Raw genomic sequence first — 21,349 nt, forward strand, 5'->3', positions numbered from 1 at the left:
CACGGGATCATGCTCATCGGGATGGCTGTGGTGATCTGCGCACTGTTCCTCTTGCCACGGGGACGACGACGCGGGGCCACACGGTCGTCCTTGACGAACTCCACGGCGAAGCTCAGAAGTACAGGTCCTCCAGCTTGGTCATGGGCTCGCCGTGGGTGTCCGCGTACTGCTCCAGGGCCTCGGTACCCGGGAACGTAGTGGGGCCCACGAGGCGGTTGTGCGGTGCGCACAGGTGCGTCACGGGATCCCCGCCAGCCTCACCCGGGGTGCAGGCGATGCGCATGTACTGCTTGGCCAGCTCCAGATTGGCCTGTTCCTGCTCGGTGAGGTTCTTCAGTCCGTCACGGTGACTGCTTCTCTCGCGCAGTGAGGCCTCGGGACTGCGGGTGTCGTGCGGTCGGTGGCGCGTGTGGCGTCATCCGACAGGTCAGGTGCCCGGAGCCGCGTGCGAACACGCAACCCCGGGCACCCGTGTGGTGGAGCATGCGGGGTCAGCCCGCCACGCGCACCAGCTTGGTGTTGGAGAACTCGTCGAAGCCCCAGCGGCCCAGCTCACGGCCGTAGCCGGAGCGGCGAACGCCGCCGAAGGGCAGGCCCGGCATGGTGGTGCCGTGCTCGTTGACGTAGGTCATGCCCACCTCCAGTCGGCGGGCCACCTCTTCTGCCTTCGCCGTGTCCTGGCCCCACACGGAACCGGACAGGCCGAAGTCGGAGTCGTTGGCGATCTCCACGGCCTCGTCCACCGAGTCGTAGGAGTAGATCACGGCCACGGGGCCGAAGATCTCCTCCTTGTAGGCGTCCATCTCCTGGGTGACGCCGGTCAGCACAGCCGGAGCCATCCAGGCGCCATCCTTGTCCAGGGCCTTGCCGCCGGTGTGCAGGGTGGCGCCCTGCTCCACGGCGCGCTCCACCTGGGACACGGCGTCGTCACGACCCTCCACGGAGGACAGCGGGCCGATCTTGGTGTCCTCGGCCAGGGGGTCGCCCACCGTCATGCCCTCGACGGTCTCCACGACCTTGGCCACGAACTCGTCGAGCATGGACGAGGGCACCAGGATCCGCTTGGGCGAGTTGCAGGCCTGGCCCGCGTTGCGCATGCGGGTCACGGCCACCGTCTTGGCGGTCTTGGCCACGTCGACGTCGTCCAGCACGATCAGCGGGTCGGAGCCGCCGAGCTCCAGGACGCTCTTCTTGAGGTTCTGGGCCGCGGTGGTGGCCACGGCCTTGCCCGCGCCCTCGCTGCCGGTCAGGGACACACCGCGCACGCGGGGGTCCGCGATGATGTCCGTGATCTGGTCGGTGCTCGCGAAGAGGTTGATGTAGGCGTCCTCGGGGATGCCCGCGGCGTGCAGGATCTCCTCGATCAGCTCACCCGTGCGGGCACAGATGGAGGCGTGCTTGAGCAGCACGGTGTTGCCCAGCATCAGGTTGGGTGCCGCGAAACGGGCCACCTGGTACTGCGGGAAGTTCCAGGGCATGACGCCCACCAGAACACCCACGGGCTCGGTGACGACCACGGACTTGGCGCTGTCGCCCACATCCAGGGTCTCCTCCTCCAGGAGGGCCGGGCCGTGCTCCGCGTACCAGCGGTAGATCGCGGAGGACAGGGCCACCTCGCCCTGCGCCTGCTTGAACGGCTTGCCCATCTCGGTGCTGATCACGCGGGCGAGCTCGTCCCCGCGCTCCTGGAACGCGTCCGCCACGGCGGTCAGCGCGGCGGCGCGCTGCTCCACGGGGGTCTTCCGCCAGGACGTGAAGGCGGCATCCGCGCGCTCGACGGCGCTGGCGACGTCCGCGTCCGTGGCGGAGGTGAACTCCTGCTCGACGACTCCGGTGGCTGGATTCTCTGTGCGGTAGGCCATGAGGTCTCCTTCTGTCTCGGATTCTCTTCTCGGACGATCGAGCATGTCCTCACTGGGGTTAACGAAGGCCCGCGGGGGAAGATTCCCGAGGACAGCATGCTGACTTCCCGCCGGGCACGCCACTCGCCTGCGGGCACCGTGGCGGAGGACGACGCCGCACCGTCACGTTCCAGGCGGACGACACCGAGCGCTGTCGTTCGGGCGCGCACGCAGCTGCACGTCCGGGCGGGCCCTGCAGTGAGCCCATGACGTTCATCCCCCAGGACCCGTCGGTCCCACCGGGCGCGGCCACGATGGTCCCCGGTCCGCGCGGGGCCGTGCTGCGAGCGCTGCCGGCGTGCGCGCTGGGCATCATCGGCACACCGACTCTCGCTCTGCTCGCTCCGCACGACGGGCGGGATTCCCTCTGGTCCACTGCCATCATCGTGCTGGTGCTCGTTCTCATGTTCGGCATCATGATGCTGGACCGCAGGCGTCTGCCGCACGAACCTCCCGGCGGGGACGCCCTGCCCTAGCAGAAGGCCCTCGCATCCGCTCGCCGCCACCGGACGGTTCCAGAACTTCCGGACGTGCGACTGATGGCCTCCCGCGCCTCCTACGACAGACTCTGGTCCGCAGGGCTCCTCTGGTGCTTCCTCGCAGGTCTGGGCTGCGCCGCACTCGTCAGACCGGACCTGTCCTGGTTCGGGGCGCTGGGTGGCCTGCTGGTCGTGGCGCTGCTCACCGCGGCTCGGGTGCCCTCCGCGTGGGCGTACCTGACACTCAATGCCGCCGCGAGCCACCCGTCGGAGTCGCCGACGACCACCGCAGCACCCGCGGGGCCACACCCCAGCACTCGTCACTAGTTGTCCCTGGAGACGCGCTCATGGGGCGGAGTTCACCCGAGAGGCCCCGTCGGCGAGAAAGCTGCTCGGCGCTGGCGGGCCCCGAGGAACCGCGAGCTGCATCTTCGCGGGTGAACATTCCGTGCGGCGCGATGCCCTAGTTCCGCCGGGACGTCCGCCAGAACCACAGCCACACCAGCCCGAAGACGGCGATCAGCGCCAGGCCCGCCTGGCCGAGGTCGACGTCCGCGAGCGCCGCGGTCACCGGGTCCTCCAGGCCCAGGAGGTCGTGGAGGACCCCGCCCAGGGTGATCGCGGCGATGAACAGGGCGGAGACCGCGGAGATCAGGGTGACGGTCGCGTTGAACCGCCGCCGGGTGCCCGTCTCGGTCAGGGCGGAGGAGTAGAGCTTCATCATGCCGAGCCCGTTGAGGGTGTCGCACAGGGTCATGGCGGCGGTGAACGCCACGGGCAGGCCCAGCAGGGCGAACGCCGGGACACCGGACAGGGACGCCGAGACCGTGAGCAGCAGCAGGCCGATGGTGGTGGCGGTGTCGAAGCCCAGGCCGAAGAGGAACCCCAGCACGAAGATGTCCCGCGGGCCGCGCACACGCTGCAGGGGCTTGCGCAGCAGCCGGGACACCAGGCCCCAGTTGCCGTCCAGGTCGTGCCGGTGGCCCCGCACCGTGACCCCACCCCGGGACGCTGCGCGGAGCAGCCCCACGGAGATGCTCGCGTTGTAGAGTCCGAGCACCAGCAGGTACACCCCCGAGACCCCGGCGCCGATCAGCCCGAGCACGTGGTTCGCGGAGCTGCCCTCCTCGAACGCCCCGCTCACGAACTGCGCGCCCGCGACCACCATGATCCCGGCGAGCGTCACCACCAGGGAGTGGCCCAGGCTGAACGCGAAGCCCACGCTCGCCGGATTCATGCCCTCGGACACGAACTTGCGGGTTGAGTTGTCGATCGCGGAGATGTGGTCCCAGTCGTAGCTGTGCTTCATGCCCGCGGCGTAGGCGGTGAGCACCACACCGAGCGCCAGGGGCTCGGCTCCCGGGGCCAGGGTGGTGCTCAGCAGGCCCACGGCCAGCACGTGGAGGGCGGCCACGGCGGCGAGCGTGCAGCCGACCCGCACGCGCAGCGGCAGGCGGTGCCGCTCGGTCACGTAGCGTCGGTAGAGGGTGGGGTGGGAAGCGGACACGGTTCTCCTCGTGGGGTGGTGCTGGTCAGTACTTGCGCAGCCGCAGGGGCGACTGTCCACGCCAGCGCTGGCGGAGCTCGTCCACCACGGCCCGGTGCAGCGCGGTGATCGCGCTGGTGGAGTGGGCGAGGGAGCGCACGCACACGCACCGCACGCCGTACGGCTCTCCCGTCCCGGCACGGGTGATCCCGGAGTGGGTGCCGGACGCGTCGACGAGCTCGCAGAGACGCTCGTAGAGCTCGTCGTCCAGGCGCGCGTCCGCGACCAGCAGCTGCCCGGTGTGGCTGAAACCCTCCATGAACCCGACGCCGGACATGCCCCCGTGCGCGTCCGGACGGATCCGCAGCTGGTCCACCACCAGGCGCCGCGCCCGCTCCCCGGCCGGTGCCGCGCCGGTCCCCCCGGACGACGCCGCCCGGTCCGGTCCGCCGGGCACGTGACAGGGGTCCGCGGGCCGGTCCTGGGCCTCCGCCGCTGGCGCGCCCCGGTCCGGTGCCGCCGGGGCCGGCACCTCCGGCGGGGTCACCCGCACCTCGGTGCGCAGCCGCAGCTCGTCGTACGCGAACGACTCCCCGGACGGGGACCACCCTGGCGTCACGACCTCTGCGAGCAGCAGGGACGCCGCGGGATCCATGTCCACGCGTGTCCGCTGGAGGTAGGAGCCCCCGCGGTAGACGATCAGCTGGTCCGGCACGTGCTCCAGGCAGCTGCCCGGACCGAGCCGCACGGTCATGTCCTGGGTCGCGGGACCCTGCGGGGTGCGGTACACCTTGGTCGCGGACTGCGTGGTCAGCACCAGGGAGGCGTCCCGCTCCACGGCCACGTCCAGCAGGTAGGCGTCCGCACCCAGGTACGCGCCCCCGGGGTTGACCACGGTGTAGGTGACCTGCCCGGAACGGTCCAGGTAGTGCGGGCGCAGCACCCGCAGCGCGCCCTCGTGGAACTGCCGGGCGGCGTACGAGCGCCCGTTCCGCTCGGCCACGCTCAGGCGCAGCTGCCCGGCCCACTCCGCGGGGGACGACGCCGCCGCGGCACCGTTGCGCGCCTCCGCGGACCCGGCGGGGCCACGCCCAGGATCCGGGTTCCCCGCGTCAGCGGCCCCGGAACGGTCCTGGTCCACGGCGGTGGACGCCGGAGCGGAGCCCACCGCGGCGGCGTCGCGCCCGGCCCCGGGAGCGCCAGCGGACGGCATCGGGGTGCCGGTGGCGGGCGGCGTCGTCGTGCCGGTGGCGGGGGTCTCAGGCAAGGTCGAGCATCAGGACGTCGGTGCGGATCCACTCCTGGACGCGCTCGAGTCCCTCGTCCGTCTTGAGGTTGGTGAACGCGAACGGCTTGTCCTTGCGAAAGACCCTGGAATCCTCCTCCATCACGCCAAGGTCCGCGCCCACGTGGGGCGCCAGGTCCGTCTTGTTGATGACGAACAGGTCCGACTTGATCATGCCCTGCCCGGCCTTGCGGGGGATCTTCTCGCCCTGGGCCACGTCGATCACGTAGATGGAGAAGTCCACCAGCTCGGGGCTGAAGGTGGCGGAGAGGTTGTCCCCGCCGGACTCCACGAAGATCACCTGCAGGTCCGGGAAGCGCTTCTTCAGCTGCTCGATCGCGGCCTCGTTCATGGAGGTGTCCTCGCGGATGGCGGTGTGCGGGCAGCCGCCGGTCTCCAGGCCGATGATCCGCTCCTCCGGCAGCACCGAGGTGCGGGCGAGGATCTTGGCGTCCTCGATCGTGTAGATGTCGTTGGTGATCGCGGCCATCGAGATCTCGTGGCTCATCGCCCGGGTCAGGCGCTCCACGAGCTGCGTCTTGCCCGCTCCCACGGGGCCTCCCACACCGATGATGACGGGGTCCATGCTGTTCCTCCTGCTGCTCGTTCGTGCGTCGTGTTCGTGCGGGCTCAGCTCATGAAGAGCCGCGCCCGCTGGCGTTCGTGGTTCATCTGGGCGATCTCCAGGCCGGGGGCCACCGCGCCCAGCACCTCCTCCGCGATCCCCTCCTCGCTCAGCCGGCGGGAGGTGGCGACGGCGCGCCCCACCCACTCCTGCGCCGCCCGGATCACGGCCTGGCCGGTGTTCTGGCCCAGCGGGATGCCGCGCACCGCGTTCTGGGTCAGGGAGATCACCGCGGCGTACACGTGCGAGGCCACCGCGGTGTCCTCGGGGACGTCCAGGCCCCGGGCGAGCACACCCCACACCGTGGCCTGGTGCCCGCGCAGCCGCTCCTCCTCGACGCCCTGCTGGTACCGCCGCACCCACTCGCCGGGATAGCTGCGGGCGCCGATGCTCAGCAGCCGCCGGCCCATGGTTGTCCCACCCTCGCGGATCTGGCGGGGCAGGGCCTGCGCGGTGACGAGCTCGTCCAGGTCCTCGACCCGCTCGAAGTCCCCGGCGGCGTACACCAGCCGGACGGCCAGGGCGTCCGTGTGCGTGAGCTGCTGGTCCACGAACATCTCCAGCCACGCGGAGAAGCTCTCCCGGTCCTCGAGCTGCTCGGCGGCCATGTACGTCTCGAAGCCCAGGGAGTGGCTGAACGCACCGGTGGGCAGTGCGGAGTCGGTGAGCTGCATGAGCCCCAGGAGACCGGCCAGGGAGGGTTCCACCACGGGATCAGTGCGTGTGCTCGGCGTGGCGGAACGGCACGGGCATCACCCGTTCCTGGCGCGAGTACGGCACCCCGTGGTGGTCCAGGAAGTCCTGCACGGTGTGGTCGTACTGCACCACCATCACCTCGGCGCCGTACTCGGAATCCGCGTCGAAGAACTGCGCCTGCAGGTGCCGGTTGCCCAGGCTGTGCGCCACGAACGCCATCTCCACGACGGACCTCGCGCCGATCACCAGCACGTCCGTGGGGAGCACCTGGATCACGACGGCGTTGCCGCGCCCGGGTGCCCCGGTCCCGTCCTGCTCCCCGTCCCCGTGCCCGGCGCCGCTCGGCGCGGCGTCCTCGACGGCCACGACGTCCCCGTCCCTGAGGTCCGGGGCCCCGGCGGGCAGGCGCAGACCGATCTGGCGGTCGTGGTCGGTGCGCAGCCGCTGGATGCGCTTCACGAGCTCGGCGCTGGGCAGCACCACCTTCTCCACGTGCCTCCCGGCCACGAGCTCGCGGCCGCTGTCCTCGTGGATGTTGCCCAGGATCTCGGTGACGATCACGGGTGCTCTCCCTTCGCTGTCGGATGTCTCGGACGTGGTGCGGTGGCGGGCCCGCCCCGGTTGCCGCCCAGGCGCGCGGACCGGGCCGTGCGACGTCGTCGGGCGCGGACCGGGCGCGGCGCGCGCTCAGAACAGGAAGTAGCGCTGCGCCATGGGCAGCACATGCTGGGGCTCGCACGTGACGGGCGTGCCGTCCACGCGCACCTCGTAGGTCTGCGGGTCCACGCGCAGCGGCGGGGTCTCGCCGTTGAGCTTCATGTCCGCCTTGGTGAGGGTGCGGATGTCCCGGCACTCGCGGACCACCTTGCGCAGCCCCAGGGTCTCCGGAACCCCGGCCCGGATCGCCGCGCGGGACAGGAACGTGATGGACGACGCCGCCACGGCCGTCCCGTACGCGCCGAACGCCCTGCGGTACCAGCGGGGCTGCGGCGTGGGGATGGACGCGTTCGGATCGCCCATGACCCCGTGGACCATCTGGCCGCCCTTGAGGATCAGGTCCGGCTTCACGCCGAAGAACCGGGGCTCCCACAGCACGAGGTCCGCGAACTTGCCCTCCTCCACGGAACCCACCGCGTGGGAGATGCCGTGGGCGGTCGCCGGGTTGATCGTGTACTTGGCGATGTAGCGCCTGATGCGGTGGTTGTCGCCACCCGTGCCCTCGTCCTCGGGCAGCGGACCGCGCTGGCGCTTCATGGAGTCCGCCACCTGCCACGTGCGCAGCACCACCTCACCCACCCGGCCCATGGCCTGGGAGTCCGAGGAGGTCATGGAGAAGATCCCCATGTCTTGCAGCACGTCCTCCGCCGCGATGGTCTCCTTGCGGATGCGCGAGTCCGCGAACGCCACGTCCTCCGGGATGCCCGGGTTGAGGTGGTGGCACACCATGAGCATGTCCAGGTGCTCCTCCAGCGTGTTGCGCGTGTACGGCAGCGTGGGGTTGGTGGAGGCCGGGAGGATGTTCGGGTCCTGCGCGAGCTCGATGATGTCCGGCGCGTGCCCGCCGCCGGCGCCCTCCGTGTGGAACGTGTGGATCACGCGCCCGGCGATCGCCGCGCGGGTGTCCTCCACGAAACCCGCCTCGTTGAGGGTGTCCGTGTGGATGGCCACCTGGACGTCGTACTCATCCGCCACCTGCAGGGACGTGTTGATGGACGACGGTGTGGCGCCCCAGTCCTCGTGGATCTTCAGCCCGATCGCGCCCGCAGTGATCTGCTCCGCCATCGCCGGCACGGACGAGCCGTGGCCCTTGCCCAGCAGCCCGAAGTTCATGGGGAACTGTTCGAACGAGCGCAGCATGTTGTGGATGTTCCACGCCCCGGGGGTGATGGTGGTGGCCTTGGTGGACTCGCTGGGCCCCGTGCCACCGCCGATCATGGTGGTGATCCCGGAGACCAGCGCCGTCTCGATCTGGTCCGGGCTGATGAAGTGGATGTGCGAGTCGATCCCGCCCGCCGTGAGGATCTTGCCCTCCCCGGCGATCACGTCCGTGGCCACGCCGATCACGATGTCCACGCCGTCCATCACGTGCGGGTTGCCGGCCTTGCCGATCCGCATGATGTGACCGTCCCGCACGGCCACATCCGCCTTGCAGATCCCCGTCCAGTCGATGACCACCACGTTGGTGATCACCAGGTCCGGGACGTCCTCGTCCCGCCCGAGCCGCCCGTTCTGGCCCATGCCGTCCCGGACCACCTTGCCGCCGCCGAACACGGCCTCCTCGCCGGGGGCCGTGAGGTCCTTCTCGATGCGCGCGAACAGCTCGGTGTCCGCCAGCCGGATCGCGTCCCCCGTGGTGGGACCGTACAGGCTCGCGTACTGCTCGCGGCTCATCTCGAAGCTCATGCCCGGGCCTCCCGTTCGGAGGTCTCGGCGCCGCGGGGTACGACGGCGCTCGCAGCGTCCTCGTCGGACGTCACCCCAGCCGCCGGGTCCAGGGGTCCGTCCACCAGATCCCGGAACCCGTGCACCACGCGGTCCCCGCCCAGCGGGATCAGCCGCACCGTGGTGGAGTCCCCCGGTTCCAGGCGCACCGCGGTGCCGGCGGGAATGTCCAGGCGGTGGCCCGTGGCGCGCTCGCGGTCGAAGTCCAGCGCCCGGTTGGCCTCCGCGAAGTGGAAGTGCGATCCCACCTGCACGGGGCGGTCCCCGCGGTTGAGGACCTCCAGGGTGATGGCCTCGCGGCCCGCGTTGCACACCACGGGGGTGTCGGCCAGGACGTACTCTCCGGGGGTCATGGGTGCTCCTCGTGTCCTCGTGGTGCCCGGCGCGGATGGAGTGCGCCGCAGCGGTGCTGGGCTGCGGGTCAGCGGATGGGATCGTGGACGGTCACGAGCTTGGTGCCGTCCGGGAACGTGGCCTCCACCTGGACGTCTGGGATCATCTCGGGAACGCCCTCCATGACGTCCTCCCGGCTGAGGATGGTGCTGCCCCAGCTCATCAGCTCCGCCACGGTGCGCCCGTCCCGAGCCCCCTCGAGGAGCTCGTACGTGATGATCGCGATGGCCTCGGGGTGGTTCAGCTTCAGCCCACGCGCCTGGCGCCTGCGCGCGAGGTCCGCGGCGACCACCACCAGGAGCTTCTCCTGGTCCTTGGGCTGCAGGTGCATGCTGGTTTCCCTCCGCTGGGCGGGTTCGGCGGTGCGCCACGGAGCGGGCGGGTACGGCTACCGCCCGGTACGCGGTGATCGTCAGCGTACCTCCACACCCGCACACTCCCCCGCCCGCCATGTGACAGCCGTGTAAAACATCTGAGCCCGCTCCCGGGTGCCCGGAGGACGGGAGCGGGCCCGCTGCCCACGGATGCGGCCGGGACCCAAGGGGCTGCGGACGCCTGAGGTGCACTTCTGACGCTCCCGCGGCACGGGATCCTGGCAGAAGTGCACCTCAGACGTGAGACGGGGCGCGGAGCGGCGCAGCGGCGTCGTGGGCCGGTAGGCGTCAGCCCTGCACGCGGCGCACCCGACGGTCCGCGCGCAGCACGCGGAACAGGACCAGCGCGACCGCGGCGACCAGCACCCCGCCGATCAGCGAGGTCCACTGCATCCCGGAGGAAAAGGCGGCCACGGCGGCGTCGGCGATCGAGGAGCCCAGGGGGGACTCCGCGGCGACGTCCAGGGCACCACCGAGGGTCTCGCGCGCGGCCTGGGCGCTGTCCGGGGTGACGGCCGCGGGCAGGTCCAGGTGCGCCTGGTAGAACGCGGTGGTCAGCCCGCCCAGCACGGCGGTGCCGAGCACGGCGCCCACCTCGTAGCCAGTCTCGGATACGGCCGAGGCGGCGCCGGCCTTGGCCTCGGGCACGGAGGAGACCACGAGGTCCGTGGACAGGGTGGTGGCCAGGCCGGTGCCCGCACTCATCACGGTGAACGCCACCAGGACGGGCGCCGACGAGCTCATCTGGTCCGTGAACGCCACGATGAAGAACCCGGCAGCCACGAGCAGCAGGCCCAGCACCACGGCGGTGCGGATGCCCACCAGGCGTGCGATCCGCTCGGCGCCTAGGCCCGCCAGGATGGAGAGCACCAGGCCGGGGACCATGAGCAGCCCAGAGGTCATGGGGTCCATGCCGTTGACCAGCTGCAGGTACTGGGTGAAGAAGAACAGGAAGCCGAACAGCGCCACATTGGAGACCATGTTCACGGACAGGCCGCCGGAGAAGCGCGGGCTGCGGAAGAAGCGCAGGTCCAGCATCGGGTAGTCCTTGGCCACCTGCTGGCGGGCGAAGAGCAGCCCGCACAGCGCGCCCACGGCGATGAACAGCACGCCGTGCAGCACGGAGCCGCCGGTGGCGAGGGACTTGATGCCGTAGACCACCGGGGCCATGGTCAGCACGGCCAGCACGATGGACAGCGGATCCACGGGCCCGGGGTGGGGGTCCCTGGACTCGGGCAGGATCAGGGGCGCGGCCACCAGGAACGCGAGCAGCACCGGCACGGCCAGCAGGAACACGGAGCCCCACCAGAAGTGGTTGAGCAGGAACCCGCCGGCAATGGGCCCGAGGGCGGCACCGGCGCTGAACCCGGCGGTCCAGATGGCGATGGCCAGGCTGCGCTGGCGGTCGTCCCGGAACACGGTGCGCAGCAGGGACAGCGTGGTGGGCAGCAGCATGGAGCCGAACACGGCGATCCCCACGCGCGCGGCCAGCAGCCACTCGGCGGAGGGGGCGAACGCGGCGAACAGGGACACCAGGCCGAAGCCCGAGGAGCCGATCATCAGCATCTTCCGGCGGCCCATCCGGTCCCCCAGGCTGCCCATGGGGATCAGCAGCGCCGCGAGGATCAGGGGGTAGACGTCCACGATCCACAGCAGCTGGGACGCGGTGGGGCGCAGCCCCTGGGAGATCGCGGGCAGCGCGAAGCTCAGGGCCGTGTTGTTCACGGACACCAGCAGCACGGGGAGCATCAGAACGGCCAGGGCGGCCCACTGGCGGGGCCCTGCCTTGCGCTGTTCTTCGACCATCACAGACACCTCGGGAACCTCCTCGGACTCGGATTGCGGGGGACGGGAGACGTACGCCCTTGTACCGCGCTCCGCTCGAGGAGCACCTCACCAGTCTTTACCGTCCAGACGGTACAGTTAACCTCGTCAGGTCCGCAATGATTCCCGTCACCACGTGAGGTCCCGCACGTCCATGCCCCGCAAACCGGAAGCCCGAGACAAGCTGCTGGCCGCCTTCGAGCACCTGGTGCTCACGGAGGGCGAGCGCGCCGCCACCCTGGACGCCGTGGCCGCCCAGGCCGGAGTCTCCAAGGGCGGGCTGCTCTACCACTTCCCCCACCGTCAGGCCCTCGTGGACGCCGCCATGGCCCGCTGCGAGGAGCTCGCCCGCGAAGACCTCGACCGGCTCACGGCGTCCCCGGCGGGTGCGGCTCGCGAGTTCTTGACCACCTCCCTCTACGAGGACAGCCCCCTGGACCGCAGCCTGGGGGTGGCCTTCCGCCTGGTGCAGGCGCGCGAACCCGGCGCGCGGGAGACCTGCGAGCGCGTCACGGGCGACTGGTACGGCGTGATCCTCGCGGACGTGCGGGACCCGGTGATTGCCACGGCCGTGCTGTCCATGGGGGACGGGCTCTACCAGCAGGCGGCCATGGGCCTGCTGCCCGAGGACTCGCGGGAGCGCCACGCGATCCTCGACCGCCTCCTGGAGGCGCTGGACCGGCTCACGGGCTCGCACCCCGCGGACTGAGCGCGGCGCACGACGCCGCTGGGCCGCCTTTGCACGTCGGCCGCGGCTGCCCCGGCAGGCAGGTATCCGCCCTCGCACCGGGCGTTCTCGCACCGGCCGCCCTCGCGCCGACTGCCGACTGCCGACTGCCGCACCCTCGCTACGCCACGGCACCCGAGAGCCTGCCCGACGCCGCAGGCCCGATGCGCGCAGCCCCGGCACAGGGAAAGGGGCGTGGCCGCCCGTACGCGACCACGCCCCTGGTTCATGGGCTCACCCCGGTGTCACTCCGCCCGGGCCATGCCCTCCACCGGGCTGAGCTTTGTGGCCCGCCGCACCGGCAGGGCCGAGGCGAGGACAGCCACCACCACGGCTCCGGCGAGGATCATGAGGAACCCCTGCCACGGCACCACCGGGTGCACGGCGGCGCTCGCCGGCAGCACGGCCATCATCCCGAGCATCCCGAAGGCCCAGCCCACCGCGAGGCCCACGAACGTGGCCACCAGCGCGATCACCAGGGTCTCCCGGCGGATCAGCGCGCCCAGCTGGCGCTTGGACAGCCCGAGCGCCCGGAGCAGGGAGTTCTCGCGTGAGCGCTCCAGTACGGACAGGGACGTGGTGGACGCGATGCCCAGCACCGAAACCACGACGGCGGCGGCGAGCAGACCCAGGACCACGGAGAGCATGATGTCCAGGATGCTCACGTAGCTGGCCTTCTCCAGCAGGGCACCGCCGAGCTGGCTGACGTCCACGTGGAGGATGTCGGCCACCCGGTGCTGCAGGTCCGAGGCGCGGGCCGTGTCCAGGTACTGGGCGGCGTCGATCGCCGCGGTGGAACCGGCGGGCAGGTCCCCGTCCGTCTGGACGCCCAGCACGCCGGGGATCTTCTCCAGCTCGGCGATCTGCTCGGGGTTCGGCTGCCCGGCCTCCGCGGGCACGGAGATGTCCACGGGGCTCTGCTGGTCCAGCTCGTCGAGCAGGTTCACACGGGCCACCTGCTGGCCCGTGAGCACGGTGGCCACGAGCAGCACGCCGATCAGCAGGGCCGTGGCCGTGGTGCTCGTGCGGGTGGGGTAGCGGGCCGCGTTCGCCGCCGCCAGCCGGGAGGGGACCCCGCCGGGCAGCAGCCTGCCGGCACCCCGCACCAGGGCGGGGATGTAGGCGCGGGAGGTCAGGATCACGCCCAGGAAGGATGCGAGCCCGCCCGCGATGCCCAGACCGGCACTGTGCTCGGTGGCGGCGTACACCAGGGTTCCCGCGCCCACCAGCAGGATCAGGGCACCGAGCACGGTGCGCACCACGGGCAGCCCGTCCGCGGCACGCGAACCCCGCAGCCCATCCAGAGCGGAGGCACCGCGGGCCCGACGTGCCGGGCCCAGCGAGGCCAGGACGGTGAGCAGGATGCCGCCCACCAGACCCACAAGGACGTCCCGCGGTGCGAGCGTGAGGGTCAGCGAGCCGGTGGAGAACAGCGTGCGGGCCAGGGCCACGAGACCCGCGACCACGGCCACGCCCAGCGCGGAGGACACCGCGCCCAGCACCAGACCCTCGAGCAGCACCGCGCGGAGCAGCTGGGAACCGGTGGCGCCCACGCAGCGCAGCAGGGCGAGCTCCCGGGCCCGCTGGGCGGTGAGCACGGACAGCGTGTTGGTGACCACCAGCAGGGCCACCAGCATGGACAGTCCCGCGAACGCTCCCAGCACGACGGCGAGCATGTCCGTGCCCTGGGACATCTGCTTCAGCAAGGCCTCCGAGATCTCCTCGGGGGTCTGCACCGTGACGGCAGGTGCACCGCCCGCGCCCGTGCCCAGGATGCGGTTGATCTCACCGGCCAGCTGCTGGCGCTGGTCCTGGGTCAGCGTGCCGTCCGTGCGCAGCAGGATTCCGGAGCTCATGCCCTGCCCGGACATGTCATCGCCGGGCATCCGCTGCAGGCCCTGGGTGGTCGCGTACCACTCGGGCAGCCCGGAGCCGGAGTCCTCCGGCGCCGTCATCCCGCTCACCGTGAACTGCGCGGTGGCACCGTTCTCGCTGGAGGTGTCCCGCAGCGTCACGGTGTCTCCCACCCCCACGTGCTGCTCACCCGCGGTCTTCTCGGACACGGTCACCTGCTGCGCGGAGTCCGGGAACGAGCCCTGGGTGAGCTCCGTGGGCATCAGGGAGGTGTCGGAGGGCAGGTCACCCAGCCGCATCGTGGACTGCCCGGAGGCCTGCGTCCCCACGAACTTGGTGCCGGGGGCCCAGGCGCTCTCCACGCCGTCCAGCCCCTCGATCCGGTGCACCTGCTGGGCGGTCACGGGCGCCATGGGCTGGGTGTCGTCCGCACTGGTCACGACGGCGTCGGCATTCTTGTAGGGCGCGGCCAGGCTGGTGGCCAGGCTCGCGGACAGCGTACTCGCAAGCCCCAGGGCCGCGGTCATGAACGCGGCGCACACGGCCACGCACAGCACCACGAGGGCGTAGCGGCTCCACTGCCGGGTCAGGCGGGAGTAGACGACCTTCAGCATCAGCGCACACCTCCCCGGGCGTCGTCGGCCACGATCTGACCGTCGCGCACGCGCACCACGCGGTCCGCGGCCTCGGCCACGGTGGCGTCGTGGGTGACCACGACGACGGTCTGGCCCAGTTCGTCCACGCAGCGGCGCAGCAAGGCGAGCACCTCCTGGGACGTGGCCGAGTCGAGCGCGCCCGTGGGCTCGTCCGCGATCACGACGTCCGGCTGGGAGAGCAGGGCGCGCGCGATCGCGACGCGCTGCTGCTGCCCCCCGGACATCTCGTCCGGACGGTGGTCCAGGCGCTTGGTGATCTGCAGCGTGGTGGCCAGGGCGTCCAGGCGGGCGGCGTCCACCTTCTTGCCCGCGAGCGAGAGCGGCAGCTCGATGTTCTGGCGGGCGGTGAGGGTGGGGACCAGGTTGAACGCCTGGAACACGAAGCCCACGTGGTCGCGGCGGAAGCGGGTCAGCTGGTCGTCGGAGAGCCCGGCGATGTTCTGGCCGCCCACCGCGATGCGGGTCTCGGGGTTGCGGTCCGGGGTGTCCAGACCGGCCAGGCAGTGCACCAGCGTGGACTTGCCGGAACCGGAGGGGCCCATGACCGCCACGAACGTGCCCTCGGGGATCTCCAGGCTCACGTCGCGCAGCGCCTGGACGGCCGTGCCGCCGGCACCGTACGTGCGGGAGACGTGGGCCGCGCTCACGGCCATGCGCCGGGAGGTGCCGGGGTGTGCGGGGGCCGGAGCGGCGGCGTCGTTCCCGCGGCCGGGAGCGGTCGGTGCCGGGGCGGCCGCGGGACGGGAGCCGTCGGTGCCGCGGTCCGCGGTGTCCTGAGCGGCGGTGCCCTGCGGAACGGCACGGTGGGATGCCGCGCCGTTGGGTGCGGTGCCGTTGGTGGCCGTGCCGCCGGAGGCGGCCCAGGGAGCGGAGTCGTGTGGGGTGTGGGTGGGGTCCGGAGAAGTCATGCTTCCATTCTCCGAGCCCCCGGGGCGGCGCACATCGGACGGGGGTACGAGCTTTGGCCCGCCGCGCGCCCGCCGCACGGTGGCACGGGTCTCGCCCGGGGCCGTCCGCTCATACCGGGGGATGAGGGCGGGCCGGGGACCGGGGCTCAGCCGGGCAGCACCACACCGGTCTCGTACGCGATCACCACGGCCTGCACCCGGTCCCGGGCGTCCAGCTTGGACAGGATGTGGGACACGTGCGTCTTGACCGTGGGCTCGGAGAGGAACAGCCGCTGCATGATCTCCCCGTTGGAGCACCCCTCGCCGATCAGCTCGAAGACCTCGCGCTCGCGGGCCGTGAGCGTGCCGAGCCGCGGGTCCTGCCACGGGTCCCGCGCCGGGGCCCCTCCGGCGCTGCCGCCCGCACGAGCCTGCGGGGTGCCGGGCGCACCACCGAAGGGGGCACCACCGAGGGGAGCGTCGGGGTCGGCACCCGGTGCGGGAGCCGCGCCGAGCCACCGGGGCTCCTCCGGCGGCGTCGTGCCCCCGGACCCCGCGCGGGAGGCTTGGGACGCCCCGCCCGGAGCCGGTCGGTCCGCGGGCTGCAAGCCCCCGGACACCAGGTGGGAGAGCAGCCGCCGCGTGGTGGACGGTGCGATCACGGCGTCCCCGCGAGCCACGGTGCGGATCGCGTCCAGCAGCTCCTCGGGGCGGGCGTCCTTGAGCAGGAACCCGCTGGCGCCGGCCTGGATGCCCTCCAGGGCATACTCGTCCAGGTCGAACGTGGTGAGCACGATGATCCTGACCTCCGGGCGCCGCCGCAGGATCTCCCGGGTCGCGGCGATGCCGTCCATCCGGGGCATGCGCACGTCCATGAGGATCACGTCCGGGCACTGCTCCGGCGCCGCGGTGCGCACGGCCTCCACGGCGGCCACGCCGTCGTCCAGGTCACCCACCACGGTGAGGTCCGGCTGCGAGTCCACGAGCATGCGGAAGCCGCCGCGCACGAGCGGCTGGTCGTCCACGATGAGCACGCGCACGGGTGCGGCGCCCAGAGTCTCTGCCATCATGTCTCCTCCCCCGGCAGGGTAGCGCGGACCACGAACACGTCCGTGCGCTCGGGGTGCGGGCCCGCGCTCAGGGTGCCCCCGTAGAGGCCCACGCGTTCGCGCAGCCCCTGCAGCCCGAAGCCCCCGCCGGGCGCGCGCGTGACGGCCCCGGCGCCGTCGTTGATGATCTCCACCGCGGAGCCGGTGTCCCGGTGCTCCAGCACGATCCGCACGCTCGTGGCCTGCCACGCGTGCTTGAGGGCGTTGGTCAGGGTCTCCTGGACCACGCGGTACAGGGTCAGCTGCGCGCCCGGGGACAGGTGCGCGTCCCCGCTGACCAGGTACTCCACGGGCAGCCCGGCCGCGCGCACGGACGCCACGAGGTGCTCGATCTGCTCGAGCTGCGGCACGGGTGCGGTGCCCGTCCCGTCCTCGGTGCGCAGCACGCCCAGCAGCTTGCGCATCTCCGCGAGGGAGCCGCGCGCGGTCTCCGCGATGGTCCCCAGGGTCTCCACGGCCACCTCGGGGGTCGACGACGCCGCGTAGCGCGCCCCGTCCGCCTGCGCGATCACCACGGACAGCGAGTGCGCCACCACGTCGTGCATCTCCCGCGCGATCCGCGCCCGCTCGTCCTGGGCGGCCAGGCGCACCTCCTGCTCGCGCTCCACCTCCAGGCGCCGCGCGCGGTCCTCGAGCTGCTCCCGACGACGACGCCGCCCGCGCGCCAGATCCCCCGCCAGGAACGCGACCGTGACGATCGCCGCGGTGACCACCGTGAACATGGTGCCCGCGAGCGCCCACTCCAGCGTGGAGTAGCCGTCGAACATGAACAGGAACCAGTGGTTGCTGCGCACCCCCAGCACCACGCTGCCCAGCAGCGCCGCCGCGTACACGCGCCGCCCGGCGGGGGTGGGCGAGAGCTTCGCCGCGGTGTAGACCACGCACGGCACGGCCCACAGGCACAGCCCGATGGGTGCCACGTTGAGCACCAGCAGGCCCAGCAGGCTCAGGGCGCCCACGCAGTACGCCGTGGCCACGGGGTTGACCCGACGGAAGAACAGCGGGATCCAGCACGCGAGCGTGAACCACCACGTCCGCGTGTCTCCCAGTGACAACGCGGAGAAGAACGCCGTGACCACTCCGCCCAGGACCATGAGCACGGCGTTGCTCTGGTGGGGGTGGTCCTCCACCCAGCGGGCGAGTCTGATGTGTGCAGCCATGACGGGGGAAGCCTATCCGCCGGGGGCGGCCGGGCACGTCATCCCGCGGGACGAGAAACGCCCCGCGCTCCAGCCCCTGCCGGGGAGGAACGCGGGGCGTCCACGGTGGGCCGGTCGCGCGGCGCGCGGCGGGGCGCTCGGAGCAGTGCCGACGAGGCGCTGCAGCGGCCGCGCCTCAACCGGTCAGTTGAACCACTGGGTGGGCGGGCCCGCCGTGAGCAGCGCGGCGAAGAGCAGCACCACGAACACCAGCAGCGCCAGCCCGGAGAGCACCGGCCACCGCAGGATCACCGCGAGCAGCTTCTCGGCGGGCGTGCGCGCGGGTTCGCGCCCGGTCACGTCTCCCGCCACGGGGGCCGACGCCGCCGTGGCCGCGGTTCCCTCCGGGGAGCCGGACCCGGCCCCGCGCTGCGGCGAGGTGGCGGAGGAAGCCGGCCGTGCGGCGTCGTCGTGCGCGGTGGAACGGCCCGCGGGGGCCACGCGCCACGAGTCGGCGAGCAGGCCGCGGCGCTCCACGTGGCGCTCGAAGGGCACCGTGGCGAACGGGACGATCGACAGCAGCAGCCCCACCACACCGGTGGACGCGGGCCAGCGGCGGTCCGTCCAGACCACCACGGTGGCCACGCAGTAGCTCAGGAACACGAAGCCGTGGATCCCGCCGCCCACGCGCACGGGCAGGTCCCCGGCGTGGAGGACGTACTTGGCGAGCATGCCCAGGATCAGCAGCGCCCAGGTGACGGCCTCGGCGGTGGCGGCGGTGCGGTACAGCTTCCGGGGGCTCATGCGGCGTCCTCCTGATCGGGTTTGCTGGTGGCGTCGCGGACCTCGCCCACGAGCTCCTCCAGAACGTCCTCGAGCGCGACGATGTACACGGACTCGTCCGAGGTGCGGGAATCGCGGGCCACCTCGCCCACGAGGGCGAAGTGCGCGCCCTTGGCCTGCATGGTGCGGGTGACCTTGCGCAGCTTGTCCCCCGGGGCCACGCGCGCGAAGCGGCGCACGATCGCCGGGGGGATGGGCCGCTCGCGGGCGGTCTCGGGCAGGCCCAGCACGTCCTTGGCGTGGATGTAGCCCGCAAGCCGCTCGTCCGCGTCCCGCACGGGGAAGCGCGAGTAGCCGGTCTCCGCGCACAGCAGCTCCACGCCGGAGACCGTGATGTCCGAGGGCACGGTGCGCATGCCGGTCAGCGGCAGCGCGACGTCCGCCGCGGTCTTGTTCTCGAAGTTCAGGGCGCCGGTGAGCAGCCGGATCTCGTCGTTGTCCAGCAGACCCTCGCGCCCGGACTCGGCCACGAAGCCGCGGACGTCGTCCGAGGTGAACGCGGAGGCCACCTCGTCCTTGGGCTCCACCCGGAACAGCCAGCGCACCAGCTGGTTGGCGGTGGCGTTCATGATCCAGATGAACGGGCGGAACACCACCACGAACCCGTGCAGCACGGGACCCAGCACCTGTGCGACCCGGCTGGGCACCGCGATCGCGATGTTCTTGGGCACCATCTCGCCCAGGATCATGTGCAGGAACGTGACGATCAGCAGCGCGATCACCAGGGCGATCGGGTGCATGAGCGCCTCGGGCACGCCCAGCCAGTGCATGGGCACCTCGATCAGGTGTGCGATCGCGGGCTCACCCGCGGCACCGATCAGCAGCGAGCACGCGGTGATGCCCAGCTGCGTGGCGGCCAGGGACGTGGAGACGTTCTCGATGCCCTTGAGGGCGTACTTCGCGGAGCTCGAACCCTCTGCGGCCAGGGGTTCCAGCTGGTCCCGGCGGGCGGAGACCACCGCGAACTCGCTCGCCACGAAGAACGCGTTGCCGGCCAGCAGCAGGACCAGGATGATGATCGCGGTGCTCGTGGTCATCGCTGCTCCTCGTTCGGGTCTTCCTGGGACACGTCCTCGTCACGGTGGAAGCCGGGGGCTCCCCGGTTCTCGCCCTGGGACGCGCGGAACTCCTCTGCGGTCTCCGGCTCCCGGCCGTCCCCGCCCAGCGGATCGGGGCGCCCCGGGGGCTGCCACGCGGTGGACGTGGTGGAGCCGCCGCGCTCGTCGGGGTTGCCGCCCACGCGGTGCACCAGGATCCGGTCCACCCGGTGCTGGTCCATGCGCATCACGTCCAGGCGGATCTCCGCCTTGGTGGGCAGGTCGTCCTCGTCCCGGTGGTAGTGGTCCACGGCCTCCACGGTGAGGGTGTCCCCCACGCGCGGCAGCCGGTCCAGCTCCTCTGCCATCAGGCCGCCCAGGGTGTCGGACTCCTCGCCCTCGGGCATGTCCACGCGCAGCACGTCGCCCAGCTCGTCCGGGCGCAGCAGGCCCGAGACCACCAGGCCGCCGTCCCGGGTGCGGCGGAAGCGCTGCACGCGGGTGTCCTGCTCATCGTCGATCTCGCCCACGATCTCCTCGATGAGGTCCTCCAGGGTGACGATCCCGGCGGTGCCGCCGTACTCGTCCACCACCACGGCCATCTGCAGGCCCTTCACGCGCAGCTGGCGCATCAGGGGGTCCAGGGTCATGGACTCGGAGACCACGTCCGCGGGCACGCACACGTCGCTCACGCGCACCACGGCGCGCTCGTCGAACGGCACGGCCAGGGCGTGGGTGTAGTGCACCACGCCCACGATGTCGTCCACGGACTCCCCCGTAACGGGGAAGCGGGAGTGCCCGGTCTCGGAGGCCGTGAGCAGCATGTGCTCCACGGTGTCGTCCGCGTCCAGGAAGGTCACGCGGGGCCGGGGGCGCATCACGTCTGCGGCGGTGCGGTCCCCGAACTCGATCGAGCGGGCCACGAGCTCCGCGGTGCCCGCGTCCAGGGTGCCCTCGCGCCCGGAGCGGCTCACCACGGAGGCAAGCTCCTCCGCAGTGCGGGCGTTGGCCACGTCCTCGGTGGGCGTGAAGCCGAGCATGCGCAGCACCGCGTTGGCGGAGCTGTTGAGCAGGGACACGAGCCAGCCGAAGACCACCATGAACAGCTTCTGGGGCAGCACCACCACGCGGGTGACCCGCATGGGGTCCGCGATCGCCCAGTTCTTGGGCACCAGCTCGCTGAACACCATCTGCGTGAAGGTGGCCACGATGAAGGCGGCGGTGGTCGCGATGCCCACCGCGGCGGCGTCGGGAACCCCCGCCCACCCGAGGCCCTCGCTGAACAGTTCACCCAGGCTGGGCCCGGTGAGGAAGCCCGCCATGAGGCTCGTGACGGTGATGCCCAGCTGGGCACCGGAAAGGTTGGTGGAGGTCTTCTTCAGACTCTGCTCGATGGTCCCGGCCAGTTTGTCGCCGGACTGCTGGGCGCGCTGGACCGCTTGGCGGTCCACGGTGAGGAACGCGAACTCCACGGCCACGAACAGGGCGTTGGCCAGCACCAGGAAGATGAAGACGAGCAGAAGGAGCCAGGCTGTCAGCACCAGCTCACCTCGTGGTGCGACGTGAGCGCGCGCGGGGGCAACGGGGATCCG

The 21,349-nt window shown here is 71.8% G+C and carries 20 protein-coding genes; 2 read left to right on the forward strand and 18 right to left on the reverse strand.

The features are described 5' to 3' along the window. Positions 1 to 112: 112 nt before the first annotated feature. Complete coding sequence (locus tag KRH_RS12720; protein ID WP_226905988.1) at positions 113 to 283, reverse strand: hypothetical protein; 171 nt, start codon at positions 281 to 283, stop codon at positions 113 to 115. Between the two features lie 208 nt (positions 284 to 491). Beyond that, complete coding sequence (locus tag KRH_RS10705) at positions 492 to 1,862, reverse strand: NAD-dependent succinate-semialdehyde dehydrogenase (RefSeq protein ID WP_012399231.1); 1,371 nt, start codon at positions 1,860 to 1,862, stop codon at positions 492 to 494. A gap of 245 nt (positions 1,863 to 2,107) precedes the next feature. Between KRH_RS10705 and KRH_RS10710 the strand changes: the two genes are divergently transcribed. Then, positions 2,108 to 2,377: a hypothetical protein gene (locus KRH_RS10710; protein ID WP_012399232.1), complete on the forward strand. Its 270-nt coding sequence runs from the start codon at positions 2,108 to 2,110 to the stop codon at positions 2,375 to 2,377. Between the two features lie 466 nt (positions 2,378 to 2,843). Here KRH_RS10710 and KRH_RS10715 read toward each other — a convergent pair whose 3' ends face one another. The 9 genes from KRH_RS10715 to KRH_RS10755 form a co-directional block, all read right to left on the reverse strand. After that, entirely contained in the window at positions 2,844 to 3,887 is a 1,044-nt protein-coding gene (locus KRH_RS10715; RefSeq protein WP_012399234.1) for a HoxN/HupN/NixA family nickel/cobalt transporter, read from the reverse strand. A gap of 25 nt (positions 3,888 to 3,912) precedes the next feature. Next, positions 3,913 to 5,034, reverse strand: a complete 1,122-nt coding sequence (locus KRH_RS10720; protein ID WP_012399235.1) for an urease accessory protein UreD — start codon at positions 5,032 to 5,034, stop codon at positions 3,913 to 3,915. A 91-nt stretch (positions 5,035 to 5,125) separates the two neighbouring features. Beyond that, entirely contained in the window at positions 5,126 to 5,737 is a 612-nt protein-coding gene (gene ureG, locus KRH_RS10725) for an urease accessory protein UreG (protein ID WP_012399236.1), read from the reverse strand. A gap of 44 nt (positions 5,738 to 5,781) precedes the next feature. Continuing rightward, complete coding sequence (locus KRH_RS10730) at positions 5,782 to 6,486, reverse strand: urease accessory protein UreF (protein WP_012399237.1); 705 nt, start codon at positions 6,484 to 6,486, stop codon at positions 5,782 to 5,784. A 4-nt stretch (positions 6,487 to 6,490) separates the two neighbouring features. Beyond that, on the reverse strand, positions 6,491 to 7,033 hold the full coding sequence (gene ureE, locus KRH_RS10735; RefSeq protein ID WP_012399238.1) for an urease accessory protein UreE: 543 nt from the start codon (positions 7,031 to 7,033) through the stop codon (positions 6,491 to 6,493). A gap of 126 nt (positions 7,034 to 7,159) precedes the next feature. After that, entirely contained in the window at positions 7,160 to 8,875 is a 1,716-nt protein-coding gene (gene ureC / locus KRH_RS10740; RefSeq protein WP_012399239.1) for an urease subunit alpha, read from the reverse strand. Continuing rightward, the gene (locus tag KRH_RS10745) at positions 8,872 to 9,267 is read right to left on the reverse strand and encodes an urease subunit beta (protein WP_012399240.1); all 396 of its coding nucleotides are present in this window, start codon (positions 9,265 to 9,267) and stop codon (positions 8,872 to 8,874) included. Before KRH_RS10745 ends, ureC begins: the two co-directional genes overlap by 4 nt. Positions 9,268 to 9,335: 68 nt before the next feature. Next, positions 9,336 to 9,638, reverse strand: coding sequence for an urease subunit gamma (locus KRH_RS10750; protein WP_012399241.1), 303 nt, complete (start codon positions 9,636 to 9,638; stop codon positions 9,336 to 9,338). A 331-nt stretch (positions 9,639 to 9,969) separates the two neighbouring features. Continuing rightward, the gene (locus KRH_RS10755; RefSeq protein WP_041297431.1) at positions 9,970 to 11,487 is read right to left on the reverse strand and encodes an MFS transporter; all 1,518 of its coding nucleotides are present in this window, start codon (positions 11,485 to 11,487) and stop codon (positions 9,970 to 9,972) included. 172 nt (positions 11,488 to 11,659) lie between these two features. Here KRH_RS10755 and KRH_RS10760 point away from each other — a divergent pair, with 172 nt between their 5' ends. After that, positions 11,660 to 12,214 (forward strand): TetR/AcrR family transcriptional regulator, encoded by a 555-nt coding sequence (locus KRH_RS10760; RefSeq protein WP_012399243.1) that lies wholly within the window; start codon positions 11,660 to 11,662, stop codon positions 12,212 to 12,214. A gap of 263 nt (positions 12,215 to 12,477) precedes the next feature. Here the strand turns inward: KRH_RS10760 and KRH_RS10765 are convergent, their stop codons facing one another. From KRH_RS10765 to KRH_RS10795, 7 genes are all read right to left on the reverse strand, one after another. Then, complete coding sequence (locus KRH_RS10765; RefSeq protein WP_012399244.1) at positions 12,478 to 14,700, reverse strand: FtsX-like permease family protein; 2,223 nt, start codon at positions 14,698 to 14,700, stop codon at positions 12,478 to 12,480. Further along, positions 14,700 to 15,395, reverse strand: a complete 696-nt coding sequence (locus KRH_RS12410) for an ABC transporter ATP-binding protein (protein ID WP_012399245.1) — start codon at positions 15,393 to 15,395, stop codon at positions 14,700 to 14,702. Before KRH_RS12410 ends, KRH_RS10765 begins: the two co-directional genes overlap by 1 nt. A 401-nt stretch (positions 15,396 to 15,796) precedes the next feature. Beyond that, entirely contained in the window at positions 15,797 to 16,696 is a 900-nt protein-coding gene (locus tag KRH_RS10775) for a response regulator transcription factor (protein ID WP_012399246.1), read from the reverse strand. Continuing rightward, a complete protein-coding gene (locus KRH_RS10780) occupies positions 16,696 to 17,898 on the reverse strand; it encodes a sensor histidine kinase (protein WP_012399247.1) in 1,203 nt (400 codons plus the stop codon). The genes KRH_RS10775 and KRH_RS10780 overlap by 1 nt, the downstream gene beginning before the upstream one ends. 183 nt (positions 17,899 to 18,081) lie before the next feature. Continuing rightward, positions 18,082 to 18,681, reverse strand: a complete 600-nt coding sequence (locus KRH_RS10785; protein WP_012399248.1) for a DUF3817 domain-containing protein — start codon at positions 18,679 to 18,681, stop codon at positions 18,082 to 18,084. Next, positions 18,678 to 19,757 (reverse strand): hemolysin family protein, encoded by a 1,080-nt coding sequence (locus KRH_RS10790; protein ID WP_012399249.1) that lies wholly within the window; start codon positions 19,755 to 19,757, stop codon positions 18,678 to 18,680. Before KRH_RS10790 ends, KRH_RS10785 begins: the two co-directional genes overlap by 4 nt. Beyond that, the gene (locus tag KRH_RS10795; RefSeq protein WP_012399250.1) at positions 19,754 to 21,298 is read right to left on the reverse strand and encodes a hemolysin family protein; all 1,545 of its coding nucleotides are present in this window, start codon (positions 21,296 to 21,298) and stop codon (positions 19,754 to 19,756) included. Before KRH_RS10795 ends, KRH_RS10790 begins: the two co-directional genes overlap by 4 nt. Between the last annotated feature and the right edge of the window lie 51 nt (positions 21,299 to 21,349).

The sequence above is a fragment of the Kocuria rhizophila DC2201 genome (assembly GCF_000010285.1).
GTDB classification, from domain to species: Bacteria; Actinomycetota; Actinomycetes; order Actinomycetales; family Micrococcaceae; genus Kocuria; species Kocuria rhizophila_A.

Coding starts and splice junctions, on each gene's coding strand:
- KRH_RS12720 (WP_226905988.1), bottom strand. CDS start 283: ATGCGCATCGCCTGCACCCCGGGTGAGGCTGGCGGGGATCCCGTGACG.
- KRH_RS10705 (WP_012399231.1), bottom strand. CDS start 1,862: ATGGCCTACCGCACAGAGAATCCAGCCACCGGAGTCGTCGAGCAGGAG.
- KRH_RS10710 (WP_012399232.1), top strand. CDS start 2,108: ATGACGTTCATCCCCCAGGACCCGTCGGTCCCACCGGGCGCGGCCACG.
- ureG (WP_012399236.1), bottom strand. CDS start 5,737: ATGGACCCCGTCATCATCGGTGTGGGAGGCCCCGTGGGAGCGGGCAAG.
- ureC (WP_012399239.1), bottom strand. CDS start 8,875: ATGAGCTTCGAGATGAGCCGCGAGCAGTACGCGAGCCTGTACGGTCCC.
- KRH_RS10745 (WP_012399240.1), bottom strand. CDS start 9,267: ATGACCCCCGGAGAGTACGTCCTGGCCGACACCCCCGTGGTGTGCAAC.
- KRH_RS10750 (WP_012399241.1), bottom strand. CDS start 9,638: ATGCACCTGCAGCCCAAGGACCAGGAGAAGCTCCTGGTGGTGGTCGCC.
- KRH_RS10755 (WP_041297431.1), bottom strand. CDS start 11,487: ATGGTCGAAGAACAGCGCAAGGCAGGGCCCCGCCAGTGGGCCGCCCTG.
- KRH_RS10760 (WP_012399243.1), top strand. CDS start 11,660: ATGCCCCGCAAACCGGAAGCCCGAGACAAGCTGCTGGCCGCCTTCGAG.
- KRH_RS10765 (WP_012399244.1), bottom strand. CDS start 14,700: ATGCTGAAGGTCGTCTACTCCCGCCTGACCCGGCAGTGGAGCCGCTAC.
- KRH_RS12410 (WP_012399245.1), bottom strand. CDS start 15,395: ATGGCCGTGAGCGCGGCCCACGTCTCCCGCACGTACGGTGCCGGCGGC.
- KRH_RS10775 (WP_012399246.1), bottom strand. CDS start 16,696: ATGGCAGAGACTCTGGGCGCCGCACCCGTGCGCGTGCTCATCGTGGAC.
- KRH_RS10780 (WP_012399247.1), bottom strand. CDS start 17,898: ATGGCTGCACACATCAGACTCGCCCGCTGGGTGGAGGACCACCCCCAC.
- KRH_RS10785 (WP_012399248.1), bottom strand. CDS start 18,681: ATGAGCCCCCGGAAGCTGTACCGCACCGCCGCCACCGCCGAGGCCGTC.
- KRH_RS10790 (WP_012399249.1), bottom strand. CDS start 19,757: ATGACCACGAGCACCGCGATCATCATCCTGGTCCTGCTGCTGGCCGGC.